Annotated in this window: 16 protein-coding genes; 7 read left to right on the forward strand and 9 right to left on the reverse strand. The window is 66.2% G+C overall.

Annotated elements, in window-relative coordinates:
* Nucleotides 1-272: 272 nt before the first annotated feature.
* On the reverse strand, nt 273-5249 hold the full coding sequence (locus AC5QAB_RS00310; RefSeq protein ID WP_495233092.1) for an NAD-glutamate dehydrogenase: 4977 nt from the start codon (nt 5247-5249) through the stop codon (nt 273-275).
* Nucleotides 5250-5499: 250 nt separating this feature from the next.
* On the opposite strand from AC5QAB_RS00310, the gene AC5QAB_RS00315 reads away from it, so the two are divergent.
* Genes AC5QAB_RS00315 through AC5QAB_RS00325 form a run of 3 tightly spaced genes read left to right on the forward strand, consistent with a single transcriptional unit; the run spans nt 5500 to nt 10613 of the window.
* Nucleotides 5500-6156: a TetR/AcrR family transcriptional regulator gene (locus AC5QAB_RS00315; protein ID WP_046431559.1), complete on the forward strand. Its 657-nt coding sequence runs from the start codon at nt 5500-5502 to the stop codon at nt 6154-6156.
* Nucleotides 6156-7424 carry an efflux RND transporter periplasmic adaptor subunit gene (locus tag AC5QAB_RS00320; RefSeq protein WP_032962064.1) on the forward strand — a complete coding sequence of 423 codons (1269 nt, stop codon included), beginning with the start codon at nt 6156-6158 and terminating at the stop codon, nt 7422-7424. Before AC5QAB_RS00315 ends, AC5QAB_RS00320 begins: the two co-directional genes overlap by 1 nt.
* 15 nt (nt 7425-7439) lie before the next feature.
* A complete protein-coding gene (locus tag AC5QAB_RS00325) occupies nt 7440-10613 on the forward strand; it encodes a multidrug efflux RND transporter permease subunit (RefSeq protein ID WP_495233093.1) in 3174 nt (1057 codons plus the stop codon).
* A 151-nt stretch (nt 10614-10764) separates the two neighbouring features.
* Here AC5QAB_RS00325 and AC5QAB_RS00330 read toward each other — a convergent pair whose 3' ends face one another.
* Together AC5QAB_RS00330 and AC5QAB_RS00335 are read right to left on the reverse strand one after the other, a co-directional pair.
* Nucleotides 10765-11052, reverse strand: coding sequence for a hypothetical protein (locus AC5QAB_RS00330; protein WP_046431564.1), 288 nt, complete (start codon nt 11050-11052; stop codon nt 10765-10767).
* Between the two features lie 130 nt (nt 11053-11182).
* A complete protein-coding gene (locus AC5QAB_RS00335; RefSeq protein WP_049408570.1) occupies nt 11183-12331 on the reverse strand; it encodes an acyl-CoA dehydrogenase family protein in 1149 nt (382 codons plus the stop codon).
* A gap of 153 nt (nt 12332-12484) precedes the next feature.
* Here AC5QAB_RS00335 and AC5QAB_RS00340 point away from each other — a divergent pair, with 153 nt between their 5' ends.
* The 4 genes from AC5QAB_RS00340 to AC5QAB_RS00355 all read left to right on the forward strand — a co-directional run bounded on the left by AC5QAB_RS00340 (nt 12485) and on the right by AC5QAB_RS00355 (nt 18532).
* The gene (locus tag AC5QAB_RS00340; RefSeq protein ID WP_014037755.1) at nt 12485-13414 is read left to right on the forward strand and encodes an ArsR/SmtB family transcription factor; all 930 of its coding nucleotides are present in this window, start codon (nt 12485-12487) and stop codon (nt 13412-13414) included.
* A gap of 13 nt (nt 13415-13427) precedes the next feature.
* Nucleotides 13428-14519: a homocysteine S-methyltransferase family protein gene (locus AC5QAB_RS00345; protein ID WP_014647681.1), complete on the forward strand. Its 1092-nt coding sequence runs from the start codon at nt 13428-13430 to the stop codon at nt 14517-14519.
* Between the two features lie 57 nt (nt 14520-14576).
* Nucleotides 14577-17261 (forward strand): methionine synthase, encoded by a 2685-nt coding sequence (metH, locus tag AC5QAB_RS00350; RefSeq protein ID WP_495233094.1) that lies wholly within the window; start codon nt 14577-14579, stop codon nt 17259-17261.
* Nucleotides 17262-17347: 86 nt separating this feature from the next.
* Nucleotides 17348-18532: an MFS transporter gene (locus tag AC5QAB_RS00355; protein WP_495233095.1), complete on the forward strand. Its 1185-nt coding sequence runs from the start codon at nt 17348-17350 to the stop codon at nt 18530-18532.
* A 12-nt stretch (nt 18533-18544) separates the two neighbouring features.
* Here AC5QAB_RS00355 and AC5QAB_RS00360 read toward each other — a convergent pair whose 3' ends face one another.
* From AC5QAB_RS00360 to AC5QAB_RS00385, 6 genes are all read right to left on the reverse strand, one after another.
* On the reverse strand, nt 18545-20617 hold the full coding sequence (locus tag AC5QAB_RS00360; protein WP_197561554.1) for an acyltransferase family protein: 2073 nt from the start codon (nt 20615-20617) through the stop codon (nt 18545-18547).
* Nucleotides 20618-20665: 48 nt separating this feature from the next.
* The gene (locus AC5QAB_RS00365; RefSeq protein ID WP_049408561.1) at nt 20666-21346 is read right to left on the reverse strand and encodes a DUF2058 domain-containing protein; all 681 of its coding nucleotides are present in this window, start codon (nt 21344-21346) and stop codon (nt 20666-20668) included.
* 10 nt (nt 21347-21356) lie between these two features.
* Nucleotides 21357-21599 (reverse strand): SlyX family protein, encoded by a 243-nt coding sequence (locus tag AC5QAB_RS00370; protein ID WP_005410256.1) that lies wholly within the window; start codon nt 21597-21599, stop codon nt 21357-21359.
* Nucleotides 21592-22941 carry a UDP-glucose dehydrogenase family protein gene (locus AC5QAB_RS00375; RefSeq protein WP_032962083.1) on the reverse strand — a complete coding sequence of 450 codons (1350 nt, stop codon included), beginning with the start codon at nt 22939-22941 and terminating at the stop codon, nt 21592-21594. Before AC5QAB_RS00375 ends, AC5QAB_RS00370 begins: the two co-directional genes overlap by 8 nt.
* Before the next feature lie 23 nt (nt 22942-22964).
* Nucleotides 22965-23942, reverse strand: coding sequence for an FKBP-type peptidyl-prolyl cis-trans isomerase (locus AC5QAB_RS00380; RefSeq protein ID WP_032962085.1), 978 nt, complete (start codon nt 23940-23942; stop codon nt 22965-22967).
* Nucleotides 23943-24038: 96 nt separating this feature from the next.
* A complete protein-coding gene (locus tag AC5QAB_RS00385; protein ID WP_100450317.1) occupies nt 24039-24626 on the reverse strand; it encodes a glutathione peroxidase in 588 nt (195 codons plus the stop codon).
* Nucleotides 24627-25048: the final 422 nt, after the last annotated feature.

Here is a 25048-nt window from a genome sequence, read left to right on the forward strand (position 1 = left end):
CGGGTGGGTATGCCAGCAAGAGCATACCCGGTGGTGCCGGCCGCTGGCCGGCAGCTGCACCGATTGCGGTCCATGCGGTTGCCGGCCAGCGGCCGGCACTACCCGGCAATGCAGAACGGCCCCGCTTTCGCGGGGCCGTTCCTCCAACTGCTGCAGATCAGGAGCCCCCCCTGAGTCAGGGGGGCGCGCCAACGGCGCGGGGGTCTGGGAGCATGGTTGGCATGGGGCCCACGGTTTGCAGAGCAAACCGTGGGGCGTCAGCGCGAATGCGCTTACGCACCATGCGCAGCGAGCTGACCCAGGCGCTGCACCGCGACCGAAACGGTCGGGTAGTCCAGGGTCTTCTGCTCGGCCAGTTCGGCCAGCATCGCCAGGGTGAAGCGCAGGCTGCTGTCGTCGCGACCCATCCAGGCCGCCACCTTTGCTTCAGCACTGCTGCCCTTGGTACCCAGCACCTGGCCCGCCAGGTTGCGGTGGTTGGCGGCCAGCTCGTCACGCAGCACGCCACGTGCCACCGCGTGCCAACGGCCATTGACCTCCAGCGCATCGACCTGCTCGAACAGCCACGGCAGCTGCAGGGCATCGCCCAGGCGGAAGTGGACCTTGGACACGTCCACCGGCTTCAGCTTGCGGGTACGGGCCAGCTCGATGATGTCGAACGCCGGCTCCAGGAAGTGCAGTTCGGCCAGCTGCTGCGCCAGCGCGGACGGCAGGCCCTTTTCCTTCCACTCGGCCACCAGGGCTTCGTAGGTCGGACGCTGCGAATCCGGCAGCACACCCGAGGCAACGCGGATGTCGTTGAACGGGCCCTGGTAGCGGTTGACCGCTTCGGTGATGCCGGGCATCGCGCCGGGGCGCGACAGCAGCCAGCGCACGAACGAGCGCTGCAGCTTCCAGATCACTTCCAGGGCGTCGATCTGCACCGACTCCGGCACCTTGCCGTCGAGGGCATCGATCTGCGCCCACAGCGCGCGTGCATCCAGCGTTTCACGGCTGATGGTGTAGGCCTTGGCGACCTCGGCGATGGAACGGCCGGTGTCTTCCTGCATGCGCATCAGGAAAGTAGCGCCCATGCGGTTGATGGTCTGGTTGGTCACGGCCGTGGCGATGATTTCGCGCTTCAGGCGGTGACGCTCCATTGCGTCGGCGTACTTCTTCTGCAGCGGGGTCGGGAAGTAGCGCTGCAGCTCCTTGGACAGGTACGGATCTTCCGGGATGTCCGAATCCAGCAGCTGGGCGAACGCCACCAGCTTGGAGTAGGACAGCAGCACCGACAGCTCCGGACGGGTCAGGCCCTGGCCGCGCGCCTTGCGCTGCGAGAGCTCGGCATCGGACGGCAGGAACTCGATCTGGCGATCAAGCAGGCCCTGCTGTTCCAGGGTACGGATGAAGTGCTGCTTGGAACCCAGGCGCTTGACCGCCATCCGCTCCATCAGGCTCAGCGCCTGGTTCTGGCGGTAGTTGTCGTTGAGCACCAGCTCGGCGACTTCATCGGTCATCGAGGCCAGCAGCTTGTTGCGCTGCTCGACGGTCAGCTTCTTGGCCCGCACCACATCGTTGAGCAGGATCTTGATGTTGACTTCATGGTCGGAGGTGTCGACACCGGCCGAGTTGTCGATGAAGTCGGTGTTGAGCAGCACGCCGGCCTGCGCGGCTTCGATGCGGCCCAGCTGGGTCATGCCCAGGTTGCCGCCCTCGCCCACGACCTTGCAGCGCAGCTCGCCACCATTCACGCGCAGCGCGTTGTTGGCACGGTCGCCGACATCGCTGTGCTGCTCGCTGGCGGCCTTGACGTAGGTACCGATGCCGCCGTTCCACAGCAGGTCGACCGGTGCCTTCAGGATCGCGCTCATCAGTTCGTTGGGCGACAGCGCCTTGACGTTCTCGTCCAGGCCCAGCGCTTCACGCACCTGCGGGGTGATCTCGATCGACTTCAGGCTGCGCGGGTACACGCCGCCGCCCTTGCTGATCAGCTTGGCATCGTAGTCCGCCCAGCTCGAACGCGGGACCGTGAACAGGCGCTCACGTTCGACGAACGTGGTGGCCGCATCCGGGTTCGGGTCCAGGAAGATGTGGCGGTGATCGAACGCAGCCACCAGGCGGATGTGGCGCGACAGCAGCATGCCGTTGCCGAACACGTCGCCGGACATGTCGCCGACGCCGACCGCAGTGAAGTCCTGGCTCTGGCTGTCACGGCCCAGCGCACGGAAGTGGCGCTTGACCGACTCCCACGCACCGCGTGCGGTGATGCCCATGCCCTTGTGGTCGTAACCGACCGAACCACCGGAGGCGAACGCATCGCCCATCCAGAAGCCGTGCGCGATGGCCAGGCCGTTGGCGATGTCGGAGAAGGTCGCAGTGCCCTTGTCGGCGGCCACCACCAGGTACGGATCGTCCATGTCGTGGCGCACGACATCCACCGGCGGCACGATCTTGTTGTTGACGATGTTGTCGGTGATGTCCAGCAGGCCCTGGATGAACAGCTTGTAGCAGGCCACGCCGTTGGCGAAGATCGCATCACGGTCGCCGTTCACCGGCGGGGTCTTGGCGAAGAAGCCGCCCTTCGCGCCGACCGGCACGATGACGGTGTTCTTGACCATCTGTGCCTTGACCAGGCCCAGCACTTCGGTACGGAAGTCTTCGCGACGGTCCGACCAGCGCAGGCCCCCACGGGCGACCGCGCCGAAGCGCAGGTGGGTACCTTCCACGCGCGGGCCGTAGACGAAGATCTCGCGGTACGGGCGCGGCTTCGGCAGGTCCGGCACCAGCGCCGAATCGAACTTGAAGCTGATGACATGGCCGTGCTGGCCGTTGGCATCGGTCTGGTAGTAGCTGGTACGCAGGGTCGCGTCGATCACGCCCATGAACGAGCGCAGGATGCGGTCCTCGTCCAGGCTGGACACGCGGTCCATCAGCTTCAGCAGCGCATCGCGCGCGGCCTGCATCTGCGCGTCGCGGTCACCCTTGCGGGCGTCGACCACGGTCTTGAGCACCTTCAGGGTGGCATCGTCACCGGCAGCCAGCACGTCGAAGTGGGCCTTCAGCTGGGCCTGGCCGGCGGCGATGTCGTCCTTGCTTTCGTGGCCGGTGGCCGGATCGAAGCGGGCTTCGAACAGCTCGACCAGCAGGCGGGCCAGCAGCGGGTAGCGCGCGAAGGTGCCTTCCACGTAGGCCTGGGAGAACGGCACGCCGGTCTGCAGCAGGTACTTGCAGTAGCCGCGCAGCATGGCGACCTGGCGCCAGTGCAGGCCGGCAGCCAGCACCAGGCGGTTGAAGCCGTCGTTCTCGGCATCGCCGTGCCAGACGCGGGCGAAGGTCTCGCCGAAGGCTTCATCGACACTGGCGGCATCGATCGCGCCGGCGGTCGACTCGACCTCGAAGTCCTGCACGTACACCGGGGCGTTGTCGACCGACAGGCGGTACGGACGCTCGGCGATCACGCGCAGGCCCATGTTTTCCATCATCGGCAGCGCGTCCGACAGCGGAATGTCGTCCAGCTGGCGATACAGCTTCAGGCGCAGGCCATCACCGCTTTCGCGCGGCACGGCCTGCAGGCTCAGGCGCAGGTCGTCCGGGCCGGTCAGGGCGTCGAGCTGGCTGACATCGTTGGCGGCAACCGCGGTGCTGTTGTCTTCGATGTAGCCGGCCGGCAGCGCCTTGCCGATACGGGCGGCGATGCGCAGGCCTTCGGTCTCGCCGTGGCGGGCCACCAGCGCTTCGCGCAGGTCGTCCTGCCAGTTGCGCAGCACCTGGGCCAGCTTCTGCTCCAGTTCGGCGGTATCGACGTCGAGCATCTCACCCGGCTTCGGGCGCACGATCAGGTGCACCTGGGCCAGCGGCGATTCGCCCAGCACCACCGAGCTGTCGACGTACTCGCCGTGCAGCGCGTCCTTCAGCATCGCTTCGATGCGCAGGCGCACGTCCGTGTTGAAGCGCTCACGCGGCAGGTAGACCAGCGCGGAGATGAAACGGCTGTATTTGTCGCGGCGCAGGAACAGGCGGCTGCGCACGCGCTCCTGCAGGCCCAGCACGCCCATCGCGGTGCGGAACAGTTCGTCCTCGCTGGACTGGAACAGTTCTTCGCGCGGCAGGGTTTCCAGGATGTGGCGCAGGGCCTTGCCACTGTGGCTGGCCGGGGCCAGGCCCGACTGCTTCATCACGTGCTCGTGGCGCTGGCGCACCAGCGGGATTTCCCACGGGCGGCGGTTGTAGGCGCTGGAGGTGAACAGGCCGAGGAAGCGCTGCTCGCCGATGATCTTGCCCTTGGCGTCGAATTCCAGCACGCCGATGTAATCCATGTAGCCAGCGCGATGCACGCGCGAACGGGCATTGGTCTTGGTCAGGATCAGCGCATCCTTCAGACCGGACGTGGTGTTCAGGCCCTGCGCGGCCAGGGTCTTGACCGGACGGGCGGCGGACTTGTCCTTGCCGCGCATCAGGCCCAGGCCGGTATCGTTCAGCGGCGCCAGCACCTCTTCCTTGCCCTGCTTCTCGACGCGGTATTCGCGGTAGCCGAAGAAGGTGAAGTGGTTGTCGGCGGCCCAGCGCAGGAACTCCTGTGCTTCCTTGCGCGAGGCTGCGTCGACCGGCAGCTGGCGGCTGCCCAGGTCGTCGGCCAGTGCCAGCGCCTTGTCCTTCATCGGCTGCCAGTCGCGCACGATCGCACGCACTTCGTCCAGCGCCTTGTTGATGGCCTGTTCGATGGCCGCCATGGCGTCGGCCGGCTGGCGGTCGATCTCCAGCAGCATCACCGACTCGGCATCGCCCTCGCCGACCTTGACCAGCTTGCCGGCCTTGTCGCGGGTGAAGCGCAGCACCGGGTGGCCCAGCACGTGGACACCCACGCCCTGCTCGGCCAGCGACATGGTGACGGTATCGACCAGGAACGGCATGTCGTCGTTGACGATCTGCAGCACGGTGTGCGGCGATTCCCAACCGTTGGCCTTCGCAGTCGGATTGAACACGCGGACGTTGGCCTTGCCGGCCTTGCGGGCACGGGCGAATTCCAGCGTCTCAGCCGCGAGCGCGGCCCACTCTTCAGCGCTGTGGTGCGGGAACTCGTCCGATTCCATGCGCTTGTAGAAGTCAGTGGCGAAGGCCACCGCTTCGGCCTGTGCGGCCGCGGGGTAGCGCTTGCGCAAGGCCGTGTACACCGGCTCCAGGGAGAAACCAGCGGTCACTGCGACCTCCGACTCTGCTGGTTTCGTCTTGTTTTTCACGGTCTTGGCTGCGGTTTTTTGCGGTTTCATGGCAGAGCGATGCGCTTGCTCAGTTGGGAAAATGAAATTGTAGCCCTACCGCACGAAAAGGCCTTGCTGCAGGACGGAATAAGCAGATTCGGGTTTGCTGCGGTTTAGACGCCTATTCAGTTCGCTCTGGTATGGAGCTGGCGCCTGCTTCAGCACTGCCGACAGGATCGGCAAAGCGTGTTACCGGAAGACACACGCGGCGACGCCGATTCGATTCCACAATCCTGAACTGGACGGTATAGTCCACCGCGTGAACCCGGCCTACCTCCCCGTTGCCCTCGACGCGCGCGATGAGCGCGTGTTCGATGCCGTGCGCAGACTGCTGGCCGAGCAGGGCATGCAGATGAGCATGGACGCGGTGGCCCAGCATGCCGGCTGCTCCAAGCAGACCCTGTACTCGCGCTACGGCAGCAAGCAGGAACTGCTGCGCCGGGTGATGCAGCGCCACGTCGGCCACGCCACCGGGGCCATGCTGCGTGCACTCCGCGGTGACGACCTGCGTGCCAGCCTTCTCCAGTTCGCCACCGACTTCCTGGAGCATTTCAACCAACCGCACGTAGGACAGGCCTGCCGGCTGATTGCAGCCGAGGCAGCCCAGTTTCCCGAAGAGGCGCGTACGCTGTACCGGCACGGTGCCGGCGCGCTGACGCTTCATCTTGCTGAATGGATTGAAACCGTTTGCATGCAAGGCCAGCTCCGGCATGACGACCCGCACTTCATGGCCGAACTGCTGCTGAGCATGATCGCCGGTCAGGATTTCGACAAACAGCGCTTCCATACCCCCCATCGTGATGACGCGCTCCTGCGTCGGCGCTGGGCAGAGTTCTCCGTCGACAGCTTCCTGCGCGCGTTCGCGCCACAGCCGTCGCCGGCCCCGTCTACAAACCAACCCCGGAGTTCCTCCTGATGACCGCCCCACTCCGCACCCTTGCCTTGACGTGCGCCGTTGCTGTCGCGCTGGCTGCCTGCAAGAAGCCGGAACAGCAGACGCCCCCGCCGCCGGAGGTGGGCGTGATCGACGCCAAGCCGCAGACCCTGCCGCTGCAGCGCGAGCTGGTCGGCCGCCTGTCGCCGTTCCGCAGCGCCGACGTCCGCGCACGCGTACCCGGCGTGCTGCTCAAGCGCGTTTACCAGGAAGGCTCGCAGGTCAAGCAGGGCCAGACCCTGTTCCTGATCGACCCGGCGCCGTTGCGTGCCTCGCTCAACGCCTCCGAGGCCCAGCTCGCTTCGGCCCGCGCCACCTACGCCAATGCCAAGGTCGCCGCCGATCGCGCGCGCTCGCTGGCGCCGCAGCAGTTCGTCTCCAAGTCCGACCTGGACAACGCCGAATCGGCCGAGCGCACCGCCCTGGCCGCCGTCAAGCAGGCCGAAGCGGCAGTGACCTCTTCGCGGATCAACCTGGGCTACGCCGAAGTGACCGCGCCGATCAGTGGCGTGGCCAACAAGCAGCAGGTCACCGAGGGCGCGCTGGTCGGCCAGGGCGATGTGACCCTGCTGACCACCGTTGACCAGCTCGACCCGCTGTATGTGAACTTCTCGCTGAGCGTGGATGAGCTGACCCAGCTGCGCGCGCAGCAGGCCAAGGGCTCGCTGGCGCTGTCCGGCGACGGCAAGGCCACGGTCAACGTCAAGCTGGCCGACGGCAGCACCTATGGTGAGCCGGGCACGCTGGACTTCTCCTCGACCACGGTCGACCCGGCCACCGGTGCGGTGTCGCTGCGTGCGCTGCTGCCGAACCCCCAGCAGATCCTGCTGCCGGGCGCCTTCGTCAGCTTCCAGGCCAACCTGGGCGAGCGCAACAATGCCTACCTGGTGCCGCAGCAGGCGCTGCTGCGTGACACCACCGGCGGCTACGTGATGGTGGTCGGTGCCGACGGCAAGGTGGTGCGCAAGAACGTGAAGACCGATGGCGCGCAGAACGGCAACTGGCTGGTCAGCGACGGTCTGGCCGCCGGTGACAAGGTGATCGTGGCCGGCGTGCAGAAGGTCAAGGAAGGTGCACCGGCGGTGGCCAAGCCGTGGACCCCGGGGCAGGACGCCAACGGCAAGCCTGCCGCAGGCGGCGCCGCTCCGGCGGGCGCAGCACCGGCGGCAGGCAAGGCACCGGCCGACGCGGCCAAGCCGGAACAGGCCGATGCGGCCAAGCCGGCCGCCACCGATTCGAACAAGCAGTAACGGGAACCTTCCGTCATGCCTAAATTTTTCATCGAACATCCAGTCTTCGCCTGGGTGGTTGCGATCCTGATCTCGCTCAGCGGCGTGATCGCGATCCTCAACCTGGGCGTGGAGTCCTATCCCAACATCGCCCCGCCGCAGGTCACCGTCTCGGCGACCTACCCGGGCGCCAGCGCGGACACCACCGAGAAATCGGTCACCCAGGTGATCGAGCAGCAGCTGACCGGTATCGATCACCTGCTGTACTTCAGCTCCTCGTCGGCCTCCAACGGCCGCGCGCAGATCACCCTGACCTTCGAGACCGGTACCGATCCGGACATCGCCCAGGTGCAGGTGCAGAACAAGGTGTCGCTGGCCACGCCACGACTGCCTTCGGAAGTGACCCAGCAGGGCGTGGTGGTGGCCAAGGCCAATGCCGGCTTCCTGATGGTGGTGGCGCTGCAGTCCGATACCCCGACCATCAACCGTGACGCACTGAACGACATCGTCGGCTCGCGCGTGCTCGACCAGGTCTCGCGTATCCCCGGCGTCGGCAGCACCCAGCAGTTCGGTTCCGAGTACGCCATGAACATCTGGCTGAACCCGGAGAAGATGCAGGGCTATGGCCTGTCGGCCAGCCAGGTACTGGCCGCGGTACGTGCGCAGAACGTGCAGTTCGCCGCCGGTGCGCTGGGTTCGGACCCGTCGCCGGAAGGCCAGCACTTCACCGCCACGGTCTCGGCCGAAGGCCGCTTCAGCTCGCCGCAGGAATTCGAGAACATCATCCTGCGCGCCAACGCCGATGGCTCGCGCGTGCTGCTCAAGGACATCGCCCGCGTCGCCTTCGGTGCCAACAACTACGGCTTCGACACCCAGTACAACGGCAAGCCGACCGGCGCCTTCGCCATCCAGCTGCTGCCGGGCGCCAACGCCCTGAACGTGGCCGAAGCGGTGCGCGCCAAGATGGACGAGCTGCAGCCCAGTTTCCCGTCCGGGGTGACCTGGTTCTCGCCGTACGACAGCACCACCTTCGTCAAGATCTCGATCCAGGAAGTGGTCAAGACCCTGTTCGAAGCAGTGTTCCTGGTGTTCCTGGTGATGCTGATCTTCCTGCAGAACTTCCGCGCCACACTGATCCCGACCCTGGTCATCCCCGTCGCCCTGCTCGGTACCTTCCTGGGCATGTGGATGATCGGCTTCACGATCAACCAGCTGACCCTGTTCGCGATGGTGCTGGCGATCGGCATCGTGGTCGACGATGCGATCGTGGTGATCGAGAACGTCGAACGCATCATGAGCGAGGAAGGCCTGGCGCCGAAGCCGGCCACGCAGAAGGCGATGACCCAGATCACCGGCGCGGTGGTGGCGATCACCGTCGTGCTGGCGGCGGTGTTCATCCCGTCCGCCCTGCAGGGCGGCGCCGCCGGTGAGATCTACAAGCAGTTCGCCCTGACCATCGCCATCTCGATGGCGTTCTCGGCGTTCCTGGCACTGGGCTTCACCCCGGCGCTGTGCGCGACCTTCCTCAAGCCGACGCACAACGACAACCCGAACATCGTCTACCGCACCTTCAACAAGTACTACGACAAGATCAGCCACACCTACGTGGGCCACATCACCTCGGCGGTGCGCCATGCGCCGCGCTGGATGATCCTGTTCGTGGTGCTGACCGCGCTGTGCGGCTTCCTGTTCACCCGCATGCCGGGCAGCTTCCTGCCGGAAGAAGACCAGGGCTATGCGCTGGCGATCGTGCAGCTGCCGCCGGGCTCGACCAAGGGCCAGACCAACGAAGTGTTCGCGCAGATGCGTGGCATCCTGGAAAAGCAGGATGGCTATGAAGGCATGCTGCAGGTGGCCGGCTTCAGCTTCGTCGGTTCCGGCGAGAACGTGGGCATGGGCTTCATCCGCCTGAAGCCGTGGGAGGAACGCAAGTTCACCGCGCCCGAGTTCATCCAGAACATGAACGGCGCGTTCTACGGCATCAAGGAAGCGCAGATCTTCGTGGTCAACCTGCCCACCGTGCAGGGCCTCGGCCAGTTCGGCGGCTTCGACATGTGGCTGCAGGACCGCAGTGGTGCCGGCTACGAACAGCTGACCCAGGCGCGCAACATCTTGCTGGGCAAGGCCGCGCAGAAGCCCGAAGCCCTGGTCGGCGTGCGTCCGAACGGGCTGGAGAACGCCCCGCAGCTGCAGCTGCACGTGGACCGCGTGCAGGCGCAGTCGATGGGCATGTCGGTGTCGGACGTGTACAGCACCATCCAGCTGATGCTGGCCCCGGTCTATGTCAACGACTTCTTCTACGAAGGCCGCATCAAGCGCGTGACCATGCAGGCCGATGGCCCGTACCGCACCGGCCAGGAGTCGCTGAAGAGCTTCTACAGCCCCTCCACCCTGACCCAGAACGCCGATGGCACCAACGCGATGATCCCGCTCAACACGGTGGTCAAGTCCGAATGGGTGTCGGCACCGCCGTCGCTGAGCCGCTACAACGGCTACTCGGCGATCAACATCGTCGGCTCGCAGGCCCCGGGCACCAGCTCGGGCGAAGCGATGCAGACCATGGAGAGCATCGTCAACGACGACCTGCCGGCCGGCTTCGGCTACGACTGGTCCGGCATGTCCTACCAGGAAATCCTGGCCGGCAATGCCGCCACGCTGCTGCTGGTGCTGTCCATCGTGGTGGTGTTCCTGTGCCTGGCCGCCCTGTATGAAAGCTGGTCGATCCCGGTGGCAGTGCTGCTGGTGGTGCCGCTGGGCGTGCTGGGCGCACTGGGCCTGTCGATGCTGCGCGGCCTGCCCAACGATCTGTTCTTCAAGATCGGCCTGATCACCGTGATCGGCCTGGCCGCGAAGAACGCGATCCTGATCGTGGAGTTCGCGGTGGAGCAGCGCGCAGCCGGCAAGAACCTGCGCGATGCCACCATCGAAGCGGCCCGCCTGCGCTTCCGCCCGATCCTGATGACCTCGTTCGCGTTCATCATGGGCGTGATCCCGATGGCGATCTCCACCGGCGCCGGCGCCAACTCCCGCCACGCCATCGGTACCGGCGTGATCGGCGGCATGCTGTTCGCCACCCTGCTCGGCCTGCTGATGATCCCGGTGTTCTTCGTGGTCGTGCGCCGCATGCTGGGCGACAAGCTGGATGAACCGTCCAAAGAGTTCATGGAACGCCAGCGCGACGCGGATGCTGCACACCGCCCGGATCGTTGATCCGGCAGTGCGCTGAAACGAAAAGGCCCCGGAGCGATCCGGGGCCTTTTTCTTGCCGCCTTTGAATTCATGCCAACCAAGGTTGGCATCTACCAGGGCAACGGCATGCCCGGTAGCCGCCAACCTTGGTGGGCTCCGTTCGAGTCACGTCTCAGCGCAACAGCGCGACCACCACGCACACTGCCACGATTACCAGTGCAGCCCACTGCATCGGCACGAAAAAGAAATGATGGGGCGCCACTTCGCCCTTCTGCCGGGGTGCCCGGTTGAGCCACAGGCCCAGCAGCACGTTCACCGCCGCGCCAATGCTGGCACCCAGCAACACCTGCGAGAGTGGGGTGTTGCCCTTGGGGCCTGCGTGCGGGAAGAAATACGCCAGCAGCAGGATCGCTGCGATCGGCGTGATCAGTGTCAGGATTCCCCAACCACGATAGATCATCTGTGCAGACCGTATGGAAACGGCCTGCATTGGAACAGATCCGGCATCGTTCGGCCAAGAGCACAGCGCATCCACGCGTGGCGCGGATCGACCGGCCGCGCCGCCCTTGCAGCGGCGCGGCCGTTGCGTCTCAGCGCAGCCCGGTTTCGTTGCGGGCGATCACCAGGCGCTGGATTTCCGAGGTGCCTTCATAGATCTCGGTGATCTTGGCATCACGGAAGTAACGCTCCAGCGGCATCTCCTTCGAGTACCCCATGCCGCCGTGGATCTGCACCGCCTGGTGGGTGATCCACATCGCCGCTTCCGAGGCGGTGAGCTTGGCGATGGCGGCTTCGTTGCTGAAGCGCTTGCCCTGGCCCTTCACCCAAGCCGCGCGCAACGTCAGCAGCAGCGCTGCATCCAGCTTGCACTTCATGTCTGCAATCTTGGCCTGGGTCATCTGGAAGGTGCCGATGGCGGCACCGAAGGCCTTGCGCTCCTTCACGTACTCCAGGGTCGCTTCATAGGCGGCACGGGCGATGCCGATGGCCTGCGAGGCGATACCGATGCGGCCGGCATCGAGCACGCTCATGGCGATCTTGAAGCCCTCGCCTTCCTGGCCCAGAACGTCCTCGGCCTGCGCCACGTAATCATTGAACTCGATCTCGCAGGTGGCCGAGGCGCGGATGCCCAGCTTGGGCTCGGTCTTGCCACGACCGAAACCGGCCTTGTCGGTATCGATGAGGAAGGCGGTGATGCCGCGCGCGCCCTTGTCCGGCTCGCTCATCGCGAACAGCACGATGTACTTGGCCACCGGGCCGGAGGTGATCCAGCTCTTCTTGCCGTTGATGACGAAGGTGCCGTCGGCCTGCTTCACCGCGCGGCAGCGCATGGCGGTGGCATCGGAGCCGGACTGCGGCTCGGTCAGCGCGAACGCGCCAATGGCCTCGCCCTCGGCGATGGCACGCACGTAGGTCTGCTTCTGCTGCTCGGTACCGTGGGTGAGGATGCCGTTGCAGAACAGCGAGTTGTTGACCGACATGATGGTCGAATGGGCTGCGTCGGCGGCGGCGACCTCCACCATCGCCAGCACGTACGCAACCGGGTCCATGCCCGCGCCACCGTATTCGGTCGGCACTTCGATGCCCATCAGGCCGTTCTCGCCCAGCAGGCGGATGTTGTCGAGCGGGAACTCGCCGGTACGGTCATGGTGCTCCGCGCTCGGGGCGATCTTCTCCTGCGCGATGCGCCGCGCAACGTCCTGCAGCATCAACTGCTCTTCGGTAAAGCTGAAATCCACAACACCCTCCCGGGTACATGAAGTTATGGGCCGCATACGGCGCGCCCAGGTGCTCCGATTGTACCGGGGGCCGGCTGTTTCCGTACGCTGGCGACTTGACCGCGGCAGGCCTTCTCGGCGAATATATCTCTATATCGCGATAGGTAGATATTTATGGATCTGGAAGACTGGTCGACCCGCCTGAAGGTGTTCGCCGATGCCACCCGCGTGCGCCTGCTGGCGCTGCTGGAGCAGGAGGAGCTGACCGTGGCCGAACTGTCGGCAATCACCCGGCTGGCGCAGCCGCGCGTGTCCACCCACCTGGCGCGCCTGAAGGAAGCCGGCCTGGTCCGCGACCGCCGTGCCGGCGTGTCGGCCTACTACCGTTTCGACGAAGCCCAGCTGGACCCGGCGCAGCGTGCATTGTGGCATGCCTTGAGCAACGGAAGCGACGACCCGTTGCTGCGCCAGGATGCCGAGCGCGTGGCTGCAGTGCTGGCCCACCGCGCCTCGGACCAGAACTGGGCCGACAGCGTGGCCGGCGACATGGAGCGCCACTACTCTCCGGGCCGTACCTGGGAGGCGCTGGCGCGCACCGCCTTGCCGTTGCTGGAGACCGGCGACGTGCTGGACATCGCCTCCGGTGACGGCGTGCTGGCCGAACTGGTCGCCCCCCACGCCAAGCGCTACATCTGCATCGATACCAGCGCGCGCGTGGTCGCCGCTGCCAGCGAGCGCCTGCGCCGGCTGCCCAATGTGGAAGTCCGCGAGGGTGACATGCATGCCCTGCCGTTCAAGGACGGCAGCTTCGACCTGGTGGTGCTGATGCACGCGCTGACCTATGCCAGCAAGCCGGCGCAGGCCGTAACCGAAGCCGCACGCGTGCTGCGCCCGGGCGGCCGCCTGCTGTTGTGCAGCCTGGCCCGTCACGAGCACAAGGCAGCGGTGGAGGCCTATGGCCACGTCAACCTCGGCTTCAGCGACAAGGAGCTGCGCAAGTTCGTCGACAAGGCCGGCCTGCAGGTGTCCAGCCTGGAAACGGTCACCCGCGAGAAGCGTCCGCCGCACTTCGAAGTGATTTCGCTGATCGCCAACAAGCCCTGAGCCCGAGACCACCATGCCTGCCCTGCCCTGGTTGCATCCTGATCGTGCAAACGCCCTGCTCGACGCCCTGCGCGAGCGGATCCTGATCATCGACGGCGCGATGGGCACGATGATCCAGCGCCATGGCCTGCAGGAAGACGACTACCGCGGCGAGCGATTCGCCGGTGGCTATGACCATGCGCACGGTCCCGGCTGCGACCACGGCACGCCTGAAGGCCATGACCTGAAGGGCAACAACGACCTGCTGCTGCTGACCCGGCCGCAGGTCATCGCCGACATCCATACCGCATACCTGGACGCCGGGGCGGATCTGGTCGAGACCAACACCTTCAACGCCACTTCGGTCAGCCAGGCCGACTACCACCTCGAACACCTGGTGTACGAGCTGAACAAGGCCGGCGCCGCCGTTGCACGCGCCTGCTGCGATGCGGTGGCTGCGGCCACGCCGGGCAAGCCGCGCTTCGTGATCGGGGTGATCGGTCCCACCAGCCGCACCGCTTCGATCAGTCCCGACGTCAACGATCCGGGCTTCCGCAACACCAGCTTCGACGAGTTGCGCGACACCTATCGCGAAGCCATCGAGGGCCTGATCGATGGCGGCGCCGACACCCTCATGGTCGAGACCATCTTCGACACGCTCAATGCCAAGGCCGCGCTGTATGCGCTGGAGGAGGCCTTCGACGCGCGTGGTGCACGCCTGCCGGTGATGATCTCCGGCACCATTACCGACGCCTCCGGGCGCACCCTGTCCGGGCAGACCGCCGAGGCCTTCCATGCGTCACTGGCGCATGCGCGCCCGCTGTCGATCGGCTTGAACTGCGCGTTGGGCGCCGAGGCGATGCGCCCGCACGTGGAAACCCTCTCGCAGGTCGCCGACTGTTACGTCAGCGCACATCCCAACGCGGGCCTGCCCAACGCCTTCGGCGAGTACGACGAAACGCCTGAAGAGATGGCCACCACCCTGCGCGGCTTCGCCGAGGATGGCCTGTTGAACCTGGTCGGCGGCTGCTGCGGCTCCACCCCCGACCACATCCGTGCGATCGCCCGCGCCGTGGCCGGGCTGCCGCCGCGCGCCCTGCCCGGTGTCCAGGAGCAGGCCGCATGAATGTCGCCGCCACCGTTCCACACTTCCCGCCCTCCTGCTGTTGAGCCGACGCCCGCCATGACGCCTGTCCGCCCTACCCGCCTGTCCGGCCTGGAACCCCTGGTCATCACTCCGGACCTGCTGTTCATCAACGTCGGCGAACGCACCAACGTCACCGGCAGTGCGCAGTTCCGCAAGCTCATCAAGGAAGGCCGCTACGAAGAAGCGGTGGACGTGGCCCGCCAGCAGGTCGCCAGCGGCGCGCAGATCCTCGACGTCAACATGGACGAGGGCCTGATCGATTCGGAAGCGGCGATGACCCGTTACCTTAACCTGATCATGTCCGAGCCGGACATCGCCCGCATCCCGGTCATGGTCGACTCCTCCAAGTGGAGCGTGATCGAGGCCGGGCTGAAGTGCCTGCAGGGCAAGAGCGTGGTCAATTCGATCTCGCTGAAGGAAGGCGAGGCGCTGTTCCGCGAACACGCGCGCAAGGTCCTGCGCTATGGCGCCGCCGCGGTGGTCATGGCCTTCGATGAAAGCGGGCAGGCCGATACCTGCGCGCGCAAGGTCGAGATCTGCACCCGCGCCTACCGCATCCTGGTCGACGAGATCGGCTTCCCGCCGCAGGACATCATCTTCGACCCGAACATCTTCGCTGTCGCCACCGGCATCGAAGAGCACGACAACTATGCGGTGGACTTCATCGAAGCCACCCGCATCATCAAGCAGACCCTGCCGTACTGCCACGTCTCCGGCGGCGTCTCCAACGTCTCGTTCTCGTTCCGCGGCAACGAAACGGTGCGCCAGGCCATCCACTCGGTGTTCCTCTACCACGCCATCGCCGCCGGCATGGACATGGGCATCGTCAACGCCGGCGCCATGCCGATCTACGACGAGCTGGAGCCTGAGCTGCGCGAGCGCGTCGAGGACGTGATCCTCAACCGCCGCAGCGATGCCACCGAGCGCCTGCTGGAGATCGCCGAGCGCTACAAGGGCAGCAAGGGCGCGGCGAAGACCGAGGACCTGGCCTGGCGCGGGAAGCCGGTGGCGCAGCGCCTGGCACATGCGCTGGTGCACGGCCTGGATGCCTTTGTCGAGGAAGACACCGAGCTGGCCCGGCAGGCCTCCAGCCGCCCGCTGGACGTGATCGAGGGCCCGCTGATGGACGGCATGAACATCGTGGGCGACCTGTTCGGTGCCGGCAAGATGTTCCTGCCGCAGGTGGTGAAATCCGCACGCGTGATGAAGAAGGCGGTGGCCTACCTGCTGCCGTACATCGAGGCGGAGAAGGCACGCAGCGGTGATACCGCCAAGAGCAATGGCAAGATCATCATGGCCACGGTGAAGGGCGATGTGCATGACATCGGCAAGAACATCGTCGGCGTGGTCCTGGCCTGCAACAACTTCGAGGTGGTCGACCTGGGCGTGATGGTGCCGGCGCAGAAGATCCTCGATGCCGCCCGCGAGCACAACGCCGACCTGGTCGGCCTGTCCGGACTGATCACCCCGTCGCTGGAGGAGATGAGCCACGTCGCCCGCGAGATGGAGCGCCAGGGCTTCGACCTGCCGCTGCTGATCGGCGGCGCCACCACCTCGCGCGCGCACACCGCGCTGAAGATCGACCCGCACTACAAAGCGCCTACGGTGTGGGTGAAGGACGCCTCGCGCGCGGTGGGCGTGGCCCAGTCGCTGATCTCACGCGACCTGCGCGAAGCCTTCGTTGCGGCCAACGAGGCCGACTATGCCGAGATCCGCGCCCGCCACCGCAACCGTGGCGACGCCAAGCGCCTGGTGACGCTGGAACATGCGCGCGCGCAGAAATTCCAGGGCGGCTGGGACAGCTACACGCCACCGGCACCGGAACAACCCGGCCTGTACGTGTTCGATGACTACCCGCTGGACGAACTGGTCGACTACATCGACTGGACGCCGTTCTTCCAGGCCTGGGAGCTGGCCGGCAAGTTCCCGGCCATCCTCACCGACGAGATCGTCGGCACCCAGGCCAGCGAGCTGTACCGCGATGCGCGCGCGATGCTCGAGCGCATCGTCGGCGAGAAGTGGCTGACGGCCAAGGCCGTGTTCGGCCTGTGGCCGGCCAACAGCATCGGCGACGACGTCCGCGTGCAGCACCCGCAGGGCGAAACCACCCTGCACTTCCTGCGCCAGCAGGTAGACAAGCCTGCCGAGCGCCCGGACTTCTGCCTGGCCGATTTCATCGCGCCCCTCGACAGTGGCAAGCAGGACTGGATCGGCGCGTTCGCAGTCACTGCCGGTATCGGCATCGACGCGCACGTCGCGCGCTTCGAGGCCGAGCATGACGACTACAACGCGATCCTGCTGAAAGCACTGGCCGACCGCCTCGCCGAGGCGCTGGCCGAGCGCCTGCACCAGCGCGTGCGTACCGAATTCTGGGGCCATGAGCGCGCCGAGGCGCTGGACAACGACGCCCTGATCGACGAGCAGTATCGCGGCATCCGGCCGGCGCCTGGCTATCCGGCCTGCCCGGAACACAGCGAGAAACGGCGCCTGTTCGACCTGCTGCAGGCCGAAGCAAACGCCGGCATGGAATTGACCGAGAGCTTCGCGATGCTGCCCACGGCCGCTGTCTCGGGCTACTACTTCAGCCATCCGCAGAGCCAGTACTTCGTGGTCGGCCGGCTCAGCCGCGAACAGGTCAGCGACTACGCCCGCCGCAAGGGCGTGGACCGCGCCCAGGCCGAACGCTGGCTGGCCTCCAACCTCGACTACGACCCCGAATGACACAAAAAGGGGACGGAGGGGATTAAGTCGCTTATGCACAAACGACTTAATTCCCTCCGTCCCCTTTTTTGCCTCATCATTCCGCGATGACCGTTCCCGTTGCACGCCTCTCCAGCTTCTACCTGTTCTACTACGCGGCGCTGGGCGCGTTCACGCCGTACTGGAGCCTGTTCCTGAGCGCGCGCGGCATGAGCGTGACGGCCATCAGCGTGATGATGGGCCTGTGGTACGCCACCCGCGTGATCGCGCCCAGCACCTGGACCTCGCTGGCGGCCGCATCGCCACGACCGATCCGCCTGCTGCGCGCGGGCTGCGTGCTGACCCTGCTCAGCTTCGCGGTATTCCTGCTGCCGCTGCCACAGCCGTGGATGTACCCCGCGATGGTGGTGTTCTGCTTCTTCTACAACGCGGTGATGCCGCAGTTCGAGTCGATCACCCTCACCCATCTGGGTAACGACAGCCATCGCTACGGGTTGATCCGGGTCTGGGGCTCGCTCGGTTTCATCGCCGTCGTGACCCTGTTCGGCTGGCTGATCGAAGGTGACGGTACGGCCAGCCACGCCGGGCTGCTGCCGTGGATGATGCTGCCACTGTTCGCGCTGCTGGTCGCCTCGGCCTTCAGCAACCACTACGCGCGCGGCGTCGGCAAGACCGGCGGCGACGCCAGCGGCTTCTGGCAGATCGTGCGCCGACCGCCGGTGCTGGCGTTCTTCCTGGCCGCCTTCATGGAGCAACTGTCTTTCGGCCCGTACTACACGTTCTTTTCGGTCTACATGGACCATCACGGCTACCGCACCTCCACCCTGGGCCTGTTGTGGACCATCGGTGTGGTCTTCGAAGTGGGCGTGTTCTTCACCATCGGCCGCTTCTTCCGCCGCTATGACGCCAGCTGGATGCTGTTGATCGCGCTGGTCAGTTCCTGCCTGCGCTGGGCCGTGACCGCACTGTTCCCGGAAAACCTGCCGGTGATGCTGCTGGCGCAGAGCGCGCACGCGCTGGGCTTTGCGGCATTCTTCGCAGCAGCGATGCAGATGCTGGCGACCTACTTCCCCGGTCGCCTCAATGGGCATGGCCAGGGGCTGCTGTACGGATTTTCGTCCGGTGTCGGCGGTGTGCTCGGCGCACTCATTGCCGGCCAACTGTGGAAGATCGACGATGGTCGCACCGCGTTCCTGGCCGGCAGCGGCTTCGCCCTGATTGGCGCCCTGCTCTGTTTCTTCGCACTGAGCCTGCCGCTCATACGTGCGCGACGGAACAGCCGCGCGCGCTGACCCCTGCCCGGCTCAGCGCTGCAACAGAACCTGTTGCAGCGAGGGCAGCAGCACCCGGTTGCCATGCGCACTGAGATGATCGCCATCGAAGAACAGCGGCCGCCCATCGCGCTGGGCTGGACATAACGCGTCGTCGCACAGCACCGGCATCGGGTCCCACAGCACGCCACCTGGCAGTCCATCGACCACCTGCTGCAGGCTGCCCAGCATGGGTGCCCGCAACGTTTCCATCGCGACGCGCGTGCTGTCCAGGCCGTTGCGGCAGACCTCGTTGCGGGCATTGAAGCGGTCCGAGCAGCGATAAGGAGGCGCTGGCAGCACTGGCTTGGGCGCCTCCAGCACGATGCGCACGCCACGCTCGGCCAGGGGTCTCCACTGCGCGACCGCCTCGGCCACTTCGGCGTCGCGTCCTGCCGCGGCCTCTGCCGTCAGTTCGCCCGCCAGCTGCGCCTGCGCATCGAACAGCACGAACTGATCGGAAAGGCGTGGCACGCGCAACGACACCAGCACCACGGCATCCCCCGGCTGCGCGCGCCGCGCGATATCGGCGAACACCGCGGCGTCGAAATCAGCGCAACCGGCACCGGCACCGCGCCACTTCTGCAGGCTCACCTGCGGGCATCCGCCGCGGCCATAGAGGGAGACCGCCGAGCCGGTTTCCAGGGCCAGTCGCTGCAGCAGCTCGATGTAGGCCATCGCATGCGAATCACCAGCAACGAACACCCGCTTCGGCGCGCCAACCGGTAGCGGGCGGTCGCAGTCTCCACGGGCAAAGGTGCGCGCACTACCGCCTTCGAAACGATGCTTGGCGACCACCAGTGCGCACTCGGGATAGTCACCGGCCACGCTCTTGCCATTGGGGTACCAATCGGTCGGATGCCGGCTGACCGTACTCAACGACAGCCGCGGCGCCTGCAGGTAGAGCACTGTCTGGATGCCGGCGGCGCACAGCAATACGACCGCGCCGGCCAGCACCCAACGCCCGGGACGCAGGCGCTGCGCCAACGTGCCGCGGAACGGCTGTTCCACCCAGCGCCACGACAGCCATGACAGCAGCAGCACCAACGCCATCGCGGCGGTCATCTGCAAGGGTGTCTGCAAGCCCACGGTCCAGCGCATCAGCACGAACACCGGCCAGTGCCACAGGTACAGCGAGTACGACAGCAGGCCGATACGGCGCATCGGGGCGCTGGCCAACAGGCGCGCCACCCATGCCTGCGGATGATGATGCAGCGCCCACAGCAGGCCCGCGGTGGCGAAGGCCGGCAGCAGGCCGTCAGGCCACGGCGACCGCCCGGCACGCGCGGACCACAACGCCCACCCCAACAGGCCCAGCGCCACCATGGCCAGCAGGGAGAACACCGGCGCGGCGCGCTTCGGTGCCTGGCCGGTTGCCGGGTCCAGCGATTCGCGCACATGCAGCAGCTGGAACAGCAGCACGCCCACCCCCAGTTGCCAGAGGCGGGTGCTGGTGGCATAGAACGCCCACGATGGCGGCGCCTCGCGCAGACCCAGCACCGCCGCATGCAGCAGCGACGCCATGCTGACCAGGGCGAACAGGCCCAGGCTGATCCAGCGCCCGCGTGCACCGCGCGCCCAAGCCAGGAACAGCAGCGGGAACAGCAGGTAGAACTGCTCTTCCACGCCCAGCGACCAGGTATGGGTGTAGGGATTGAATTCGGCCCTGGGTGCGAAATAGTCGTTGCCGATCGCTGCCAGCACCCAGTTGCTGAAGCCGAAGAACGCCATCAGTCCGGTCCTGTCACTGGCTTCGCTGAGCCAGGACTCGGGAATGAACAGCACGCTTGCCACGGCAGTCAGCAACAGGCAAGCCAACAGCGCCGGCGCGATGCGACGGATGCGGCGCGCATAGAAGCGCAGCATCGACTGCCCCAGCGACAGCGGCGGCAGCCGGTGTACCGACGCGCTGACCACGAAACCGGAGATGACGAAGAACACATCCACGCCGGTGAACCCGCCTGGCAACCAGGCCGGGTCCAGGTGGAACACGATGACGGCCAGCACGGCGATCGCGCGCAGGCCGTCAATGTGCGGCACGTAGCCACGGCTTGGATCAGCGGTCATCCCTTCCCCCACGGCCGCGACGGCAGCGCGCCCGCGGCGGTCACGCGTTTACCAGACCAGGTCGTCCGGCACCTGGTACTGCGGGTCCGCGTACGGATCTTCCTCGGCCGGCGCATTCGGATCGACCTTCAGCGCCACCGATGCGGCGAACACCGCCTCGCACTGCGCCAGCACCTCGGCGGTCACCAGCAGGTAGCGGCCATTGAGCTGGACCACACCCAGCTCACCGGCGTTGAGCGCGGTCAGCTGTTCGGCGGTTACATAGATGCGCTTGATCTTGCCGCCGTAGGGGAAGTGGCGGGCAATGTCCGCCGCTTCGGCATTCAGGCCCTTGTCCTTCAGCAGTTCTTCCAGCTTGGCCTTGGCCTCGCGGCGCACACGCGCCTCTTCCTGCTTCAGGCGCTCGGTTTCGATGCGCTCTTCCTTTTCCTTCTGCGCGCGGATGGCGTAGGCCTTGGCCAGGTCCATCTCTTCTGCGCTGCGCGGCTTGCGCGGGCCCTGCTGGCCCGGGCCACGCGACTGGCCGGGCTTGCCCGGGCCGCCATGGCCAGGACCACGACGCTGGCCGGGCTTGTGCTCGCCCTTGCCAGCGCCCTGCGGCTTTCCATTGCCGTTGCCACCCTTGCCCTGCGGGCGGCCGTCACGGCGGGGGCCATCATTCTTGCGCTCTGGCTTGGGCGCAGGCTTGAAGCCCAGGCCCATCAGCTGGTCGCGGAGGGTATCGCTCATAGGATTCGGATCAGTAGTGCGGCGGCGGCGGTTCGCTCGCCGGATCGGAAGAATTCAGCGCGTTGCGGACCTTGCCCAGATCTTCCAGCAGCACACGCAGCACGTCGGCGTTGCGCATGCCCTGCATGCGGGCATCGGCCAGCGCATCGCTCAGTTCGGCCAGCGCCTGTTCCTGGAAGGACACGCGCATTTCCAGTTCGACCAGGCGCGCTTCCAGCGCCTGCTCGCGTTCGGTTGGCAGCAGATCAGACATGCAGCGAGCGCCCCCGGCCAATGCCGTAATACGCCAGGCCCGCTGCTTCCACGTCCGCCGGCTCGTACAGGTTGCGGCCGTCGAACACCACCGCGTCCTTCAACTGCTCGCGCAGCGTCTGGAAATCGGGGCTGCGGAACTGCTTCCACTCGGTCACCACGACCAGTGCATCGGCGCCCTGCAGCGCCTCGTTGGCATTGCTGCAGAACACCAGGTCATCGCGTTCACCGAAGATGCGCTGCGCCTCATGCATCGCTTCCGGATCGTAGGCACGCACCGTCGCACCGCCTTCCCACAGTTGCGCCAGCAGGCGTCGGCTGGAGGCTTCGCGCATGTCGTCGGTGTTTGGCTTGAATGCCAGGCCCCACACGGCAAAGGTCTTGCCACGCACGCCTTCATCCTCGCCCTTGTCGTAATGGCGCTGGACCAGGGCGAACAGATGGCCCTTCTGCGCATCGTTGACCGCTTCCACGGCGTTCAGCAGTTTAGGCTCCAGGCCGGCCTGCTGCGCGGTGCGGGCCAGCGCCTGCACATCCTTGGGGAAGCATGAGCCACCATAGCCGGCGCCCGGGTAGATGAAATGCCAGCCGATGCGCGGATCCGAGCCGATGCCCTGGCGGACCTGCTCCACATCGGCGCCGACACGTTCGGCGATGTTGGCGATTTCGTTCATGAACGAGATCTTGGTCGCCAGCATCGCGTTGGCGGCGTACTTGGTCAGCTCGGCCGAGCGCACGTCCATTTCCACCACGCGGTCGTGGTTGCGGTTGAACGGTGCATACAGGCGCCGCATCACCGCCACCGACTCGGCGCTGGTCGCACCGATGATGATGCGATCCGGACGCATGCAGTCGGCAACGGCGTCGCCTTCCTTCAGGAATTCCGGGTTGGACACCACGTCGAAGGCGATGTCGGCGCCACGTGCCGCCAGCTCTGCGGCAATGGCGGCACGGACCTTGTCGGCGGTGCCCACCGGCACCGTCGACTTGTTGACCACCACGGTCGGCACGCTCATGTGCTGGCCGATGGTGCGGGCCACGGCCAGCACGTACTGCAGATCAGCGCTGCCATCCTCGTCCGGCGGCGTGCCGACAGCGATGAACACGACCTGGCCGTGGCCGATCGCGGCTGCGGCATCGGTGGTGAACGTCAGCCGCGACGCGGCGTGATTGGCCTTCACCATCGGTTCCAGGCCCGGCTCATAGATCGGGATGATGCCCTGGTTGAGGCCATCGACCTTGGCCTGGTCGATATCGACGCAGACCACCTGGTGGCCGACATCGGCCAGGCAGGTACCGGTCACCAGCCCTACGTAACCGGTACCGAAAATCGCAACGCGCATGTCCGTGCTGGCTCCGTGGTCGCTTACGGCAGGACGCCCAGCAGCTCGACGTCGAACGTCAGAGTCGCGTTCGGGCCGATCGGGCCACCCGGGGTGCCGTTCTCACCGTAGGCGAGCTCGCCCGGGATCCAGAAGCGGTACTTCGAACCGACCGGCATCAGCGCGACGCCTTCGGTCCAGCCCTTGATCACCTGGTCCAGGCCGAACTCGGCCGGCTGACGACCATAGGAGCTGTCGAACACGGTGCCGTTGAGCAGCTTGCCTTCGTAGTTCACGCGCACCTTGCTGCTCGGCAGCGGACGCTCGCCGCTGCCCGGGCGGATGACCTGGTACTGCAGGCCCGACGGGGTGGTTACCACGCCCGGCTGGGTCTTGTTCTTGGCCAGGAACGCATTGCCTTCCTCGCGGTTGGTCTGCGCGGCAGCGGCGGCCTTGGCCTGCATTTCGGCCTGCTTGCTGCCCATGAACGCCTGGATGGTGGCGGTCGCGTCAGCTTCCGTCATCTTCGGCTGACCCTTGCTCAGGCCGGTGCTGATCGCGTCAAACAGCGAGGCGACGTCGATGTCGTCCTTCAGCTGTGCCAGCGACGGGCCGACCGAGTAGGAACCGATCATCTGCGACACCTTGACGCGGTCGACCTTCGGCGGCTGCGAACCCGGCGCCATGCCCGGCACCTGCTGCCCACTGCGGGCCATCACGACCTGGCGCAGCGCGGCATCGGTGGCCTTGGCCTGTTCCTGGGTAATCTGCGGCTGCAGGCCTTCGAACGAACGTTCCACGGCGGTGCGCAGCGCGGCCACATCGATCTCATCGGCGATCGGGGTGAACGACTTGGCGACGTCCAGGCCGATGGCGTAGCCCAGCTTCTGCTTGGGGGAATTCAAGGTTGCGGTCTCCTTGGCGGCTGCGGGGGCAGCCGGTTGTTGCGACAGAGCGACACCCGAAGTGCCCATCGCCAGAATCAGAACCGACGCCGCGGCGCCGCGCATTCCCATCTTCATTCGCTGCATTCCTGGAAGTGTCTGGGCGCCGACGTCGGCGCGAAAAGAAGCATTGTCGCACGCATGCCGTCGATGTCGAGGCATCCGTGCCGGATATCAATGCTTAGGAGCGACGGCCAGCGCCTTGTCGATGGCGGCGGTCAGCTGTGGATCGTCCGGCGTCACCTTGCTGGCGAACTGGGCGATGACCTTGCCATCGCGGCCGACCAGATATTTGTGGAAGTTCCAGCCCGGCGCCACGCCGGTGGCTGCGGTCAACCGCTGATACAGCGGCGTGGCCTCCGCACCGACGACGTGCACCTTCTCGAACATCGGGAACTTGACGCCATAGGTAAGCGTGCAGAAATCCTGGATCTGCTTCTCGTCACCCGGTTCCTGGCCCTTGAAATCGTTGGACGGGAAACCCAGCACGGCAAAGCCGCGGCCGGCATAACGCTTCTGCAGCGCCTCCAGGCCTTCGTACTGGGGGGTATAGCCGCACTTGCTTGCGGTATTGACCACCAGCAGCACCTGCCCGTGGTAGCGCTGCTGCAGGTTGACCTGCTGCTTGCTGGCCAGCGGGCGATAGTCCAGGTCCAGCAGATCGGCCGCCAGCACATGGGCGGAACCGGCCAGGCCGGCCACCAGCAGGGTCAACAGGGACAGGCCGCGCAGTCGGCGCGGGACAACGGTCGGCAGGGGCATCGAGAGCAGTCCGCGGTAGCCATTCACAGGGCCGGCCGATAGCGGCCGGGAATCGGCCGAACTATAGCACCGGGCTCCGTTGCCCCTTGTTGCGGCGGGTGCCGGCGGCTTTGCGTGGCGTGGCCTTTCCCGGGAGGACCCACCCTCAACGGCGCAGGGATGACATAGCATGGACAACGCTGAATGGAAGGCAGGACGTGATCGCCCCGCGCGACAATTCCATTTCCCTTTTCAATCAAGGGGATAAGGGGATATTTCAGCGGCTTGACCACCCCTGCCATCAGTTGGGCACGGCAAGGGGTTGCACGTAGGCGTGCCGGTGTTATAGTTGCATACAACACCAGTCACCTGAGACAGGGGGAGCCATGAACGCCCGGATCCGTCGCAACCTCACCGCACCCGCGGCCGCTGCCGTTTCGACC

The organism is Stenotrophomonas sp. YJH_SMC_127, from assembly GCF_059372445.1.